Origin of the sequence: Micromonospora sp. WMMA1923, from assembly GCF_049179195.1 — a bacterium.
In the GTDB taxonomy this organism is placed as follows: Bacteria; Actinomycetota; Actinomycetes; order Mycobacteriales; family Micromonosporaceae; genus Micromonospora; species Micromonospora yangpuensis.
In genome coordinates, this window is the sequence record NZ_JBMHLZ010000001.1 from 1,232,148 (window position 1) to 1,245,363 (window position 13,216).

The window sequence follows — 13,216 nt, forward strand, 5'->3', positions numbered from 1 at the left end:
AGCCGGGTTGAGCGGGCATCCTGTGGTGGGGATGACGCACCTGTGGTGGCCCACGGCAACGTGGGCCACCACAGGTCTCGCCGGCTGCCAGGTGGGTGGAGCTGAACCGGTTGCCGCGCCACGACATCGCCGCACACCGATGCCGTGTCGCCGGGAGCCGAACGGCGGTTGTCGGGCTGCGACCGCCACCCCTGTCACCGCCGCACCCCCACCTGGGCACGGGGGCATCTCGATGCTGAGGAATGCCATGAAGAAACGACTCTCCACCGCCGGGGCGGCCCTGCTCGCGCTGGTGGTCGCCCTGCTCGCCTTCGGGCAGCCGGTCCACGCCGCCACCGGCTTCTACGTCGCCGACGGCAAGCTGTACGACGCCAACGGCACCGAGTTCATCGCCCGGGGCGTCAACCACGCCCACACCTGGTACCCGCAGCAGACCAGCTCGTTCGCCAACATCAAGGCGCTCGGGGCGAACAGCGTCCGGGTGGTGCTCTCCAGCGGTGACCGGTGGACCAAGAACGACACCGCCGACGTCACCAACGTCATCAACCTGTGCAAGGCCAACCGGCTGATCTGCATGCTGGAGGTGCACGACACCACCGGCTACGGCGAGCAGAGCGGCGCGATCACCCTGGACCGGGCGGTCGACTACTGGCTGAGCATCAAGAGCGCGCTGGTCGGCCAGGAGCGCTACGTCCTGGTCAACATCGGCAACGAGCCGTACGGCAACCAGGGTTACGCCACCTGGGCCACCGACAGCGGCAACGCCATCAAGCGGCTGCGCGCCGGCGGACTGACCCACACCATCGTGGTGGACGCGCCGAACTGGGGCCAGGACTGGTCGTTCACCATGCGCGACAACGCCGCCTCGGTCTTCGCCGCCGACCCGCAGAAGAACACCGTCTTCTCCGTGCACATGTACGGCGTCTTCGACACCGCCGCCGAGATCAGCGACTACCTGGGCCGGTTCCGCACCGTCAAGCTGCCGATCATGGTGGGCGAGTTCGGCCACAACCACTCCGACGGCAACCCCGACGAGGACACCATCCTGTCGTACACCCGGGCCAACGGGATCGGCTGGCTGGGCTGGTCGTGGAGCGGCAACAGCGGTGGCGTCGAGTACCTCGACCTGGCCGTCAACTTCAACCCGAACAACCTCAGCAGCTGGGGTCAGCGGCTCTTCAACGGCGCGAACGGCATCAAGCAGACCGCCCGCGAGGCGACGGTCTTCACCGGCACCCCGCCCACCACGCCGCCGACGACCCCGCCCACCACGCCGCCCACCACCCCGCCGACGACTCCACCGACCAGCCCGCCGGTGGGCATCGGGTGCAGCGCGACGTACTCGGTGACCAACCAGTGGCAGGGCGGCTTCCAGGCCGACGTCAAGGTCACCGCCGGGGTGTCGGCGATCAGCGCCTGGACGGTCCGCTGGACCTACGCCGGCGGACAGACCGTCAGCCAGGCGTGGAACGCCGCCGTGACCAGCAGCGGTTCCACCGTGACCGCCACCAACGTGTCGTACAACGGCCGGCTGGCCGCCGGGGCGAGCACCAGCTTCGGATTCATCGGCACCGGCGGCACCGCCGTACCCACGCTCAGCTGCACCGCCAGCTGACCGCACGCCTGGCGTAGGGCCGGGGGCCCGGGTCGACACGCACCCGGGCCACCGGCGTGGCCGCGATTGACGGCGGTCGGTGACGGTGCCAGGCTCTGCGCACATGGGAACGTGGCAGGGCGAGATCCACGGGACGTGGCAGGGTGACCGGGGCCACGGGACGTGGCAGGGTGACCGGGGCCACGGGACGTGGCAGGGCGACCGGATCGCCTTCGGGGCGGACTACAACCCGGAGCAGTGGCCCGAGCAGACCTGGGCCACCGACGTGGAGCTGATGCGCCGGGCTGGGGTCAACCTGGTCTCCGTCGGCATCTTCAGCTGGGCGCTGCTGGAGCCCACCCCCGGCCGGTACGAGTTCGGCTGGCTGGACCGGGTGCTGGCGCTGCTGCACGACGGCGGCATCGACGTGGACCTGGCCACCGCCACCGCCAGCCCGCCACCGTGGCTGGCCCACAGGCACCCCGGGACCCTGCCCCGCCGCGCCGACCAGACGGTCCTCTGGCCGGGTGCCCGGCAGGCGTACTGTCCCAGCTCACCGGTCTTCCGGCAGCACTCGCTGGCGCTGGTGGAGGCGGTCGCGACCCGCTACACCGACCATCCGGCGGTGGTGATGTGGCACGTCGGCAACGAGTTGGGTTGTCACAACGCGCACTGCTACTGCGACGTCAGCGCCGAGGCGTTCCGGGGCTGGCTGCTGGCCCGCTACGGCGACCTGGACTCGCTCAACGACGCCTGGGGCACCGCCTTCTGGAGCCAGCGGTACCACGACTGGGCCGAGATCAACCCGCCGCGTACCGCCCCGACCTTCGTCAACCCCACCCAGCAGCTGGACTTCGCCCGGTTCAGCTCCGACGAGCACCGGGCCCAGCTGCGCGCCGAACGCTCCGTGCTGGACCGCCTGGTCCGCCAGCCGGTCACCACCAACTTCATGATCGGTACCGGCAGCAAGTACCTCGACTACCACTCCTGGGCCGACGACGTGGACCTGGTCGCCAACGACCACTACCTGACCGCCGCCGACCCGGAGTCACACGTCGGGCTGGCGCTCGCCGCCGACCAGACCCGCGGCGTCGCCCGGGGCGCGCCGTGGCTGCTGATGGAACACTCCACGAGCGCGGTCAACTGGCAGCCGCGCAACCTGGCCAAGGCCCCCGGCCAGCTCCGCCGCAACAGCCTGGCGCACCTCGCCCGGGGCGCCGACGGGATCCTGTTCTTCCAGTGGCGGGCCTCGCTGGCCGGTGCGGAGAAGTTCCACTCGGCGATGCTGCCGCACGCCGGACCGGAGACCAAGGTCTTCCGCGAGGTCTGCCGGCTCGGTGCCGACCTGCGCGCGCTGGCCGAGGTACGCGGCAGCCGGGTCGACGCCGAGGTGGCGATCCTGTTCGACTGGGAGGCCTGGTGGGGTGCCGAACTCGACGCCCACCCGAGCGTCGACGTCGACTACGGCGACCGGCTGCGGGCCTGCTATGACGCGCTGTGGCGGGCCGGGGTCACCGCCGACGTGGTGCACCCGTCGACCGATCTCGCCGGCTACCGGCTTGTCCTGGTACCCACCCTCTACCTGGTCCGCGACGCCGACGCCGAAGCCCTGCACCGGTACGTCGAGCGGGGCGGCACCACGCTGGTGACGTACTTCAGTGGGATCGTCGACGAGCACGACCACGTCCGACCCGGCGGCTACCCGGGGGCCTTCCGGGACCTGCTCGGGGTCCGCACCGAGGAGTTCTTCCCGCTGGCCGTCGGCGAACGGGTGAACCTCGACGACGGCGGCACGGCCGACGTCTGGACCGAACTGCTGCACCCGCTCGGCGCGGAGGTGCTCGCCGGCTACGCTGACGGACCGCTGCCCGGCGTACCGGCGATCACCCGCCACCAGCTAGGCGACGGTGCCGCCTGGTACGTCGGCACCCGCCTGGACCGCGCCGCCACCACCCGGCTGCTGACCCGCCTGCTCACCGACGCCGGGGTCCGCCCCGCCGCCGACGCCCCGCCCGGCGTGGAGGTGGTCCGCCGTCGCCGCGACGAACAGAGCTGGCTCTTCGTCGTCAACCACACCGACGAGGCGGCCACCCTCGCCGGCACCGGCACCGAACTGCTCACCGGGCACCCCTGCACCGGCGAGCTGACCGTCGCCCCGGGTGAAGTGGCGGTCCTGCGCGAACACCCCTGATGCGGCTCAGGCTCACGCCGTCGACGTTGATCGACTCGGTTGGGCTGATATGGCTGGGTCGAACGGCCGTGGACCCCGCCATTTCAGCCCAACCGAGTCGATCACGCCTCGCCCCATCGATGGGGTCAGGTGGGGCGAGGGTCGGCGGCGCACGGGTCGAGGTGGTCTACCCGCAGCAGGCAGCGCCGCCGACCGGAGAGCGGCCGGTCGCAGTACACCCAGTGCTGCACGCTCTGGTCGTCCTCGGCGGAGACCGTGGCACCGGCCGCGTCTACACCCGGTGCTGCGGGCTCTGGTCGTCCTCGGCGGAGACCGTGGCACCGGCCGCGTCTACACCCGGTGCTGCGGGCTCTGGTCGTCCTCGGCGGAGACCGTGGCACCGGCCGCGTCTACACCCGGTGCTGCACGCTCTGGTCGTCCTCGGCGGAGACCGTGGCACCGGCCGCGTCTACACCCGGCACGGACCCCAACGACCGGGTCACCGTGTACGCCAGGCCGAGCGCCTCGGTCAGGTCCGCCACCGCCACCGGCAGGTGGATGACGTGGCGCACCGGCTGCGGGCGTGTGCTGGCGTTGATCGACTCGGTTGGGTTGTTATGGCTGGGTCGAATGGCATTGGACCCCACCATTTCAGCCCAACCGAGTCGATCAAGCCCCGCCCGGCCCGGTCCTGCGGCTGCCCCCCGGCCACCGCTAGCTGGTACCCGGGTGGGGTTCGGGATGTCGAGGTGCGGGTCGTCGGTCAAGGCGGTGATGGCGGCCCGGCCGGCGTCGCTGACGCCACCTGACCTCCCGCCCGGGGAGGTGCTCGCGTTGATCGACTCGGTTGGGCTGAAATAGCGGGGTCCGGGGCCCTCCGACACAGCCATTTCAGCCCAACCGAGTCGATCATGCCGCCCCGCCCCGCCCACCGCCCCGCCCCGCCCACCGCCCCGCCGCGCCCACCGCCCCGCCGCGCCCACCGCCCCGTGCCGGGCCGCGCCGGGCCGCCCCGTGCCGCGCCGGGCCGCCCCGTGCCGCGCCGGGCCGCCCCGTGCCGCGCCGGGCCGCCCCGTGCCGCGCCGTGCCGGGTCGTGCCGCGCCGGGTCGTGTCGCGCCGGGTCGTGTCGCGCCGTGCCGTGCCGGGCCGCGCCCACCGCCCCGCACCGCCGCGCCGGCCAGGTCGACCCGGGCCAGGTCGGTCAGCGGTACCAGGGTTGGGGTTGGGTGGGGTCGGCGGGGACGACGTCCAGGTGCGGGTCGTCGGTCAGGGCGGTGATGGCGGCCCGGTCGGCGCCGATGCCGGCCCAGTGCGGGTCGACGTCGCTGACGAAACACCAGCGGCGGTCGGTGGGCCAGACCAGGGCCGGTGGGGCGATCGTCCCGCCGTCGCCGAGGTCGTCCGCCCAGGTGTCGATCGCGGACAGCGGGCCGCGCAGCAACGCGTACCGGCGGTGGGGCAGCTCCACGAGCGGGCCGCGCCGTACCGTCGGTGGTAGCGCAATGTCGGAGTAGCCGTCCCAGACGCAGAAGAAGCACTCTTGCGGCGTGGCGGTGAACCGGGCGAGCAGGTGCAGCGCCCGGCGGGCCTGGTCGAGGTCGAAGGGGTGGTCGTCGGGCAGGTCGGCGTCGGCCTCGTCCTGCCCGGGTGCGGTGGGGTCGGGGATGAACCGGAGCCGCCCGTACGCCTCGAAGCCCGCCGGGCCGAAGGTGATCAACCGCATCGGGGACGCCGCGGAGCGGAGCAGCCAGTCAGCCGCCGTCAGGTCGGTGCAGTAGGTCGACCTCATCGGCACCTCCGTCGCTCGTCGGGCCGACGCTACCTGACGGGTGGGAGGCGACACATCGCTGTCCGTGAACCGGAGGCGGCGGCGTTCGTAATACCGCCACGGTAGGCCGTGGACCGGCTGCGGCCTCGCCCGACGGGAGACGTGATGACCCACTCGAAGAGCGGCAGCCAGCAGACCTACGACGGACCGAGCCACAACTACGGCAACTACGTTCAGCAGGAGGGCGAGGCCGCACCCCTCGGAGGCGACCCGTCCCAGACCCAACTGCCCTCGTACACGGCCAGCCAGCAGGACCTGCAGATGAGCACGCTCTACCAGCAGGCCTTCACCCGGCCGGCTCCGCAGACCCGGACCTCCGAGACCCGGGTACCGAACTACGACCACGTCGAGTTCGAGAAGAAGGAGATGGAGCGCCGTACCACCGGAAACCTGCACTGGACGGACCCCCGCCGGCAGATCACCGTCGACGTGCCGAGCCGCACCCTGACGGACAGCCCGGCGCCGATGAGCGCGAGCAGTGATCAGAACCCGTACGCCAGCTACGCCGGCATGCGGGTGCCCACCGGCAGCGGCACCCCCACCACCGGTTCGTACGCCTCCGCCCGCAGCAGCGCCAACAGTTTCCACACGGCGTACTCCCACTACTCGGAGGCCTCCCTGCCGTCCCAGTCCTCCCGGGCCGCGCAGCCTCCGCAGAACCCGCAGGGCGGCAACCAGCAACGGCCGGCCGGCCGTCGGTAGCCGTCCGCCCCGCGCCGGAATCCGAGGCACACACTCGTTTCCGGCGCGCCGGGCGTGCTCACAGGCACTTCACAGGGGTTCCGGTTAGGGTGCTGCGGGTCAGCGACCAGCTCCACGATGGAGCCTGGCGTCCGTTCCACAGGAGTTTCGATGGTCTTCAAGAAGATGCTCAGCGCGTTCGGGGTGGGCGGTCCGAGTGTGGACACCGTCCTGACCAACCCGAACACCCGACCCGGGCTCAGCCTCGACGGCCACGTCAACCTGATCGGCGGGGACGCCGCCGCCGACATCGAGCACATCTCCCTCGGCCTGGTCACCCGGGTCGAGGTGGAGAGCGGCGACAGCGAGTACGCCGGCACCATGGAGTTCCACCGGATGCAGGTGAGCGGGCCGCTGCAGCTCGCCCCGAAGCAGCAGCTCAGCATCCCGTTCCGGATGCCGGTGCCGTGGGAGACCCCGATCACCGACGTGTACGGCCAGCGCCTGCACGGCATGACCATGGGGCTGCGTACCGAGCTGGCGATCGCCCGGGCCGTGGACAAGGGCGACCTCGACCAGGTCGCGGTGCATCCGATGCCGGTGCACGAGGGGATCCTCGGTGCCTTCCAGCAGCTCGGCTTCCGGTTCAAGAACGCCGACCTGGAGCGCGGTCACATCCGTGGGGTGAACCAGACGCTGCCGTTCTACCAGGAGATCGAGTTCTTCGCCGCACCGCAGTACGCGCAGAGCATCACCGAGGTCGAGCTGACCTTCGTGACCAACCCGCACGGCGTCGACGTGATCCTGGAGTGCGACAAGCGGGGCGGTTTCCTCAGCTCCGGGCACGACGTTTTCGGCCGGTACTCCGTCGGCCACGCCGACGCCGAGCGGACCAACTGGGTACAGCTGGTCGACGGCTGGCTGCGCGAGACCACCTCGCAGTACGGCAACCTGCGCGCCCAGGGCTTCGGCGCGCCCGGCGGTTACGGCGCACCCGGCTACGGCGCCCCGCAGGGGTACGGCGCCCCCCAGGGGTACGGCGCCCCGCAGGGGTACGGTGCCCCGCAGGGTTACGGCGCGCCGGGCTACGGTGCCCCGTCGCACGGGTACCCGATGCAGCCGTCGCGGGGCCGGGGCGGCGTCGGGATGGGTGGCGTGGTGGCCGGCGCGGCGCTCGGCGCGGTAGGTGGCATGGTCGCCGGCGAGATGATCAGCGACGCCTTCGAGGGCGACGACGACGGCGGCGACGAGGACTTCGGCGGCGACGAGGAGTAGCAACCGGTCGACGGTGACCGCCTCGACGGCGGTCCCGACGGCCCTCGGCACGACGGCGACCCCCCGGGCACGGTCCCCGGCGGTCGCGTGAACGACGGCGGTGGCCCCCGGGGAAGACTCCCCGGGGGCCACCGCTGCTCGGTGCCGACCTGGTGTGGTCAGTGCCGGGCCTTGCGCTCCCGACCGCTGCGGAAGTTGCTGCCGGCCTTGGCCAGACCCCGGCTACCCAGGTAACCGATGGTCAGCAGCGTGATGAAGAACCAGGCCTGCGGGGCGCGGAAGATGTCCACGCCGGCCGCGTTCTGGCCGACCAGCTGCGAGGCGACCAGTACGCCGACCACCGCCGCGACGTAGACCCAGAACTCCGTGGTCGCGAAGGCCTGCTTGGTCTCCGTACCCGGAGAGACCATCGGCTGGCGGTGACCATCGTGCATCGCCGGCATCTGATGGGTCTGGGTCTCCTGCATGGCACGGTTCTGCTGCCCCGTGTCCATCCGGTTCGGCGCGGTCTGCATGGACCGGTTCGACGGCCTCGTGGATGCAGCCTGTGTGCTCATCTTGTCCTCCTCAGGATGCGATGAGTCCTGCGATCCCTCGCCCCGCTGCCGCGTCCCTGCCACGGCACGGTTGACCTGCTCTGGCCAGGGCACCCGGCGTCTACCCGGTGCCCTGGCCGAGGTAACCCCGCAGCCGGGGCGAAAATCTGGCCGCGCCTCCGCTGACCTTCGTGCCGCCCGCTCATTGGACATTCGAAACGAAGGGGTCGTTACGGACGGTGCGGTCCCGACGTCACTGGAACTGGGTGAAGAAGTTCCACGCCAGGGCGGGGACCCAGGTCCGGGGCCCGCTGTCGCCGGGGGCGCCGTCCTGCGGAGCCGCGATGTGGCCCCCGTCGAAGGCGGCCCACGCCACCGGGAAGCCGGAGCGGCAGCCCGAGTAGGTGGTGACGACGTGGGTCAGGCTGCCGGCTGCCGGTTCGCGCGGGCTCTGCGCGGTGCAGCCGTTGTTCCGGACGAACCGGTCGCGCATCGCGCGTCCGTTGGCGATCCCGTCGCTGATGCCGTGCACCCCCAGGTACGCCACGGCCTGGGTGCCGCCGCTGCATCCGCTGAGTTCACGCGGGGCGGACTGGACGACGACCGCCCGGAAGACGTCCGGCCGGGCGCAGGCGAGGGCGTAGCTCATCGCGCCGCCGTAGCTGAACCCGATGGAGAAGCGCTGGCGCGGGTTGACACAGAGGGCGGACTGGACCCGGTTGAGTACGTCGTCGATGAAGGTGACGTCCTCACCCCCGGTGTTGGCCCAACCGTTGCCGAGGCCCTGGGGCGCGACGAAGATCGTCGTGTTGTTGGCCAACCGCTGGAGCCCGTAGTAGGACCAGGTGTTGCGGTCCACGGTCTGCCCGGTGTCCACGTCCACCGCGGTGCCACCCAACCAGTGCAGACCGAAGACCAGCCGGTACGGGTTGTTCTGCTGGTAGTTGGCGGGGATCCGCAGGATGAAGTTCCGGCTCTTGCCGTTGCTGGTGATGGTGTGCGTACCACTGGCGATGCCGGGGGCCTTGCCGCACCCCGAGGTGCCGCTGCCCGGCGGCGGCGTGGTCGGCGGGGTTCCGCCGTCGACGCGGACGAGTTGCCACTGTTGGTTGGTGCCGCCCCAGTCGTCGTACTGGACGATGTTGCCGCCGTCGGCGGTGGAGGCGTTCTGTACCTCGATGGCCTTGTTGCTGTTGCGGTTGATCAGGCGGACGTGGCCGCCGTCGGAGTCGGCGAGGCGGAACTGCTGGTTGGTGCCGTTGCCGTCGCTCCACTGGACGATGCTGGCGCCGTTGGCGGTGGAGAAGTTGTAGACGTCGAGGACCTTGTTGGACAGTCGGGACTTGAGTCGGTAGTAGCCGCCGCCGGAGTCGACGAACTGCCACTGTTGTTGGTTGCCGTTGTTGCGGGTCCACTGGGTGATCCGCGCGCCGTCGTTGGTGGCGGAGTTGTAGACGTCCAGGGCCTTGCCGCTGTTGCGGTTGACCAGGACGTACCAGGCGCTGGTGTCGACCGTCGCGGCCGCGGCGGGCGAGGCCTGCACGACGGCGAGCCCGGTGGCCGCCAGCACCGCCGCGACCACCGCGGCCAGCGCCGGCCACCGGCGTCGTCGTGCCACGGAGGCGGGACGGGCCTCCTGCTTGGCTGTCATGGATCCACTCCTTCTGGTGGTACGGGGTGGTGGAGGTGCCGGCTCAGGCCTCAGGCCCGGGACCACTGCATGCTGGTCGCGGAGCCGCAGGTCCGCTGCTCCAGGGCAGCGCCCGCGGTGGTCGAGCCGCCGACCACGTTCAGGCACTTGTTGCTGTTGACGTTGACCAGGTTGTAGTAGTCACCGCCAGCCGACCGCCAGGTGAACACCTGGTTGAGACCGTTGTGGCAGGTGTACTGCACGACCTGCGCCCCGTCGGCGGTGGAACTGTTGAGGATGTCGACGCACTTGCTGCTGTTGACGCTCTGCAGCCGGACGTTGCCGTTGCCGGCGTCGAGGAAGCGCCACTGCTGCCAGGTCGCGCCGTTGCTGCTCCACTGCCCGATCACGGCCAGGTCCTGCAGGTTGGGCTGCTGGACGTCGATGACCTGGCCGCTGTTGCGGTTGGTGATCCGGTACGCCGTCGGGGTGGTGCCGCCGCCGGTGAACTGCCACCAGTCGACGTTGAACAGGAAACCCGACCCGCCGGTGAAGCGCAGGTACAGGTCCCGGGTTCCGGTTGCCCCGCTGACCGCGCAGGTGGTGTTGGTCCAGCTCTGCCAGCCGCCCGTACCGGCCACCCGGCAGGTGCCGACCAGCGGTCCGGTCGCGCTGTCCAGGCGCAGCTCCAGGTTGCCGCCGGAGGCGGCCGAGGCGACCCGGGCGGTGAAGGAACTCGCGCCGGTACCAAACGCGACCCCCCTGACCTTGATCCAGTCCCCGTTCTCCAGTGCCGAGACGTTGACGCCGCCGCCGGTGGTGGCCTCGGTCTCGATGCCCGAGCCCCAGGCGATGGTCTCGGCCTCCTGCCGGACGTACGGGTTCAGGGTGCCGACCTGCGGCACACCGGCGGTGGTCATGTTCATCGAGGGGATCGTGCCGTCGCTGCGGTAGGTGAACTTCTCCACCGCCACCGAGCGGGTGAAGCCGCCGCCGCCGGGCAGCGCCCCGTTGTGGTAGAAGAAGTACGACCCGCCGTTGAAGTCGACGATGCCTGGGTGGTTGGTGAAGCTTGAGCCCTGCCGGGGCATGACCGTGCCGCGGTAGGTCCACGGGCCGGTGGGGCCGGGGGCGGTGGAGTAGGCGATGAACTCCCCGCAGCACTCGGCGGCGAAGATCATGTAGTAGGTGCCGTTACGTTTGTAGACCCACGGCCCCTCCTCGTACAGGGTGGGTCGGCTGGGGTTGCCGGTGCGGGTGCCGAAACCGGCGGTGGTCAGCGGGATCTGCGTCGCGGCACCGGAGAAGGAGATCATGTCCGCGTTCAGGCGCACGTACCAGAGGTTGGGGTTGCCCCAGTACAGGTAGGCCTGTCCGGTGTCGTCGATGAAGGCGTGCGGGTCGATCTCGCCGTTCTCCAGCAGCGGGCGCCCGATGGCGTCCCGGAACGGGCCGGTGGGGCTGCTCGACACGCCGACGCCGATGGCCATCCGGCCGGTGGCCCGGTTCTTCACCGGCACGTACCAGTAGAACTGGTTGTTGCGGGCCACGACGTGACCGGCCCAGGCGTCCGCGCTGGCCCAGCTGAAGGTGGCCACGTTCATCGGTACGCCGTGGTCGGTCCAGTTCACCATGTCCGCCGAGGAGAAGACCCGCCACTCCTTCATGGTGAAGTAGGTCGAGCCGTCCTCGTCCCGCCCGGTGTAGAGGTACACCCGACCGTTGTGCACAAGCGGGGCCGGGTCAGCGGTGTAGATGTGTTGCACGACCGGGTTGTCGGCCTTGGCGACGGTGGCCGGCACCACCGCCACGATCGCGCAGATGCCCATCAGCAGGGTGAGCAGCCCGCCGCCGATTCGGCGGCCACTCAGGGTTCGGTTCATGGATGTCGTTTCTCCCTCGTCCGTACCAGGGGGTGGGTGTCCGGGTGGTGCCGGCGGGGTGACCGAACCCCGCCGGCGACGACGGCTACGAGGTGAGACGGAAGGTCGCGTCCTGCCGGTCGTTGGCGCTGGACGACGAGCTGAGCGGGTCGATGCGCAGGACCTGGCCGGCGTGCCGCAGATACCGGTCCGGGAAGTTGTACGACCGCAGCGAGGTCCACGCGGAGTCGGCCAGCCCGGCGGTACGGTAGAACGTCGCGTCGGCGCGGAAGGTCGCGCTCCCGTCGTTCACACCGAGCTGCGCGACGTAACCGCTGTGCCGGATGAAGTAGCCGGGGCGGTTGACCGACTCGAAGGACACCGCCGCCGAGTCGGCGAGACCCGGCACCATCCGCCACAGCTGGTCCTGGTGCGGATCGAACGGGTAGGGGTCGATGCGCACCGCGTTGTTGGAGTGCCGCACGTAGTAGTCGGGCAGGTTGGACGACTTCAGCCGGACCCAGTTCGGCAGACCCCACCGGTTGACCGCGGCGTTGTACTCGGCTTCGGTGATGCCGACCACCGAACCGTGCTTGGAGTTGATCGGCGGGGTGTAGTCGCGCTGGTTCAGCACCGACCACGAGTTGGCACCCACATTGTTGGTGGTCCACATGTACATGTCGTTGTTGATCGGGCCGAACGAGTCGCCCCAGAGCCACCACCCGCCACCGTCGTTGCGCGGGACCAGGTGCGACCCCTCGATCGCGGTGCCCTGCCGCAGCCCGCTGGTGTAGGTGGTGAAGCTGTTCGGGGCGCCGGTGTTGGAGCGGGCACCGTAGATGTTGCCGTTCGCCAGGTTCTTGTAGTACATGTACGTCACCCCGCCACTGACCCGGATGTCGGCGTCGAGGATGGGAAAGCCGGGGCTGAAGTAGGTCTGCGGTGGACCCACGGTGCGGAAGTCGGACGTGTAGTTCACCAGGAACAGGTCCGTGGTGGTGTTGGCGGAGTAGACGATCCCGTACTGACCGCGGCTGGCGTCCCAGAAGACCGTCGGCGCCCAGGTGTGCACGCTGCTGCCGTACGTGTGCATCTGGATCCGCCGGTAACCGGTGAAGCTGGACAGGTCCACCGAGTCCCACACGTGCAGGTACTGGCTGGTCAGCCCGAAGTTGAGACCCTTGAGGTCGGTGGCGACGACCACGAAGGTGCCGTCCTGCTTGCGGTAGATGTACGGATCGCGCAGCCCCAACTGGCCGGCGGTCGGGGTGACGACCGGGTTGTTCTGGTTGAGCGGGCTCCAGTTCAGACCGTCCCGACTCACCGCGAGATGCAGACCGTAGTTGGCCGCCGACTGGTTCGGTGATTCGGTGAAGTAGGTCATCAGGTACGCCGTGTTCGTCGCGGCCAGGGCCGGGCCCTGGCTGAGCCCGAGGCCGGTCATGGTGAACGCGGTGGTGGCGAGCGTACTCAGGGTGAACTGCCGACGGGTCAGTCCCATGGTCGTGACCTTTCTGGCCGCAGGGCTGCGGCCGAGTTCGGGGACGGGTTGGGCGGGAGACTCTTTTCGGATCGGGGTCGGTAGAGTTTCATGCCGGTAAATGTGAACGCTAACATAGTCCACGGTCTACAGCCTCGG

10 protein-coding genes are annotated in these 13,216 nt (G+C 70.4%); 4 read left to right on the forward strand and 6 right to left on the reverse strand.

Annotation, left to right across the window (positions count from 1 at the left end; all coding sequences use genetic code 11):
* Positions 1–247 precede the first annotated feature (247 nt).
* Positions 248–1,615, forward strand: coding sequence for a cellulase family glycosylhydrolase (locus ACN28G_RS05610; protein ID WP_421478606.1), 1,368 nt, complete (start codon positions 248–250; stop codon positions 1,613–1,615).
* Between the two features lie 103 nt (positions 1,616–1,718).
* Entirely contained in the window at positions 1,719–3,785 is a 2,067-nt protein-coding gene (locus ACN28G_RS05615) for a beta-galactosidase (RefSeq protein ID WP_421478607.1), read from the forward strand.
* Between the two features lie 389 nt (positions 3,786–4,174).
* Here the strand turns inward: ACN28G_RS05615 and ACN28G_RS05620 are convergent, their stop codons facing one another.
* Entirely contained in the window at positions 4,175–4,336 is a 162-nt protein-coding gene (locus ACN28G_RS05620; protein ID WP_421478608.1) for a hypothetical protein, read from the reverse strand.
* Between the two features lie 630 nt (positions 4,337–4,966).
* Entirely contained in the window at positions 4,967–5,554 is a 588-nt protein-coding gene (locus ACN28G_RS05625; protein ID WP_421478609.1) for a hypothetical protein, read from the reverse strand.
* 144 nt (positions 5,555–5,698) lie between these two features.
* Between ACN28G_RS05625 and ACN28G_RS05630 the strand changes: the two genes are divergently transcribed.
* Positions 5,699–6,295, forward strand: a complete 597-nt coding sequence (locus ACN28G_RS05630; RefSeq protein WP_421478610.1) for a hypothetical protein — start codon at positions 5,699–5,701, stop codon at positions 6,293–6,295.
* A gap of 150 nt (positions 6,296–6,445) precedes the next feature.
* The gene (locus ACN28G_RS05635) at positions 6,446–7,549 is read left to right on the forward strand and encodes a sporulation protein (RefSeq protein WP_091435828.1); all 1,104 of its coding nucleotides are present in this window, start codon (positions 6,446–6,448) and stop codon (positions 7,547–7,549) included.
* Between the two features lie 158 nt (positions 7,550–7,707).
* On the opposite strand, the gene ACN28G_RS05640 is transcribed toward ACN28G_RS05635, so the two are convergent.
* From ACN28G_RS05640 to ACN28G_RS05655, 4 genes are all read right to left on the reverse strand, one after another.
* Complete coding sequence (locus ACN28G_RS05640; protein WP_091435830.1) at positions 7,708–8,106, reverse strand: hypothetical protein; 399 nt, start codon at positions 8,104–8,106, stop codon at positions 7,708–7,710.
* 232 nt (positions 8,107–8,338) lie between these two features.
* Entirely contained in the window at positions 8,339–9,736 is a 1,398-nt protein-coding gene (locus ACN28G_RS05645) for an RICIN domain-containing protein (RefSeq protein ID WP_421478611.1), read from the reverse strand.
* 50 nt (positions 9,737–9,786) lie between these two features.
* Positions 9,787–11,598, reverse strand: a complete 1,812-nt coding sequence (locus ACN28G_RS05650) for a family 43 glycosylhydrolase (protein ID WP_421478612.1) — start codon at positions 11,596–11,598, stop codon at positions 9,787–9,789.
* 85 nt (positions 11,599–11,683) lie between these two features.
* Positions 11,684–13,078, reverse strand: coding sequence for a glycoside hydrolase family 43 protein (locus ACN28G_RS05655; protein WP_091435835.1), 1,395 nt, complete (start codon positions 13,076–13,078; stop codon positions 11,684–11,686).
* Positions 13,079–13,216: the final 138 nt, after the last annotated feature.

Coding starts and splice junctions, on each gene's coding strand:
- ACN28G_RS05625 (WP_421478609.1), bottom strand. CDS start 5,554: ATGAGGTCGACCTACTGCACCGACCTGACGGCGGCTGACTGGCTGCTC.
- ACN28G_RS05610 (WP_421478606.1), top strand. CDS start 248: ATGAAGAAACGACTCTCCACCGCCGGGGCGGCCCTGCTCGCGCTGGTG.
- ACN28G_RS05645 (WP_421478611.1), bottom strand. CDS start 9,736: ATGACAGCCAAGCAGGAGGCCCGTCCCGCCTCCGTGGCACGACGACGC.
- ACN28G_RS05640 (WP_091435830.1), bottom strand. CDS start 8,106: ATGAGCACACAGGCTGCATCCACGAGGCCGTCGAACCGGTCCATGCAG.
- ACN28G_RS05655 (WP_091435835.1), bottom strand. CDS start 13,078: ATGGGACTGACCCGTCGGCAGTTCACCCTGAGTACGCTCGCCACCACC.
- ACN28G_RS05650 (WP_421478612.1), bottom strand. CDS start 11,598: ATGAACCGAACCCTGAGTGGCCGCCGAATCGGCGGCGGGCTGCTCACC.
- ACN28G_RS05630 (WP_421478610.1), top strand. CDS start 5,699: ATGACCCACTCGAAGAGCGGCAGCCAGCAGACCTACGACGGACCGAGC.
- ACN28G_RS05615 (WP_421478607.1), top strand. CDS start 1,719: ATGGGAACGTGGCAGGGCGAGATCCACGGGACGTGGCAGGGTGACCGG.
- ACN28G_RS05635 (WP_091435828.1), top strand. CDS start 6,446: ATGGTCTTCAAGAAGATGCTCAGCGCGTTCGGGGTGGGCGGTCCGAGT.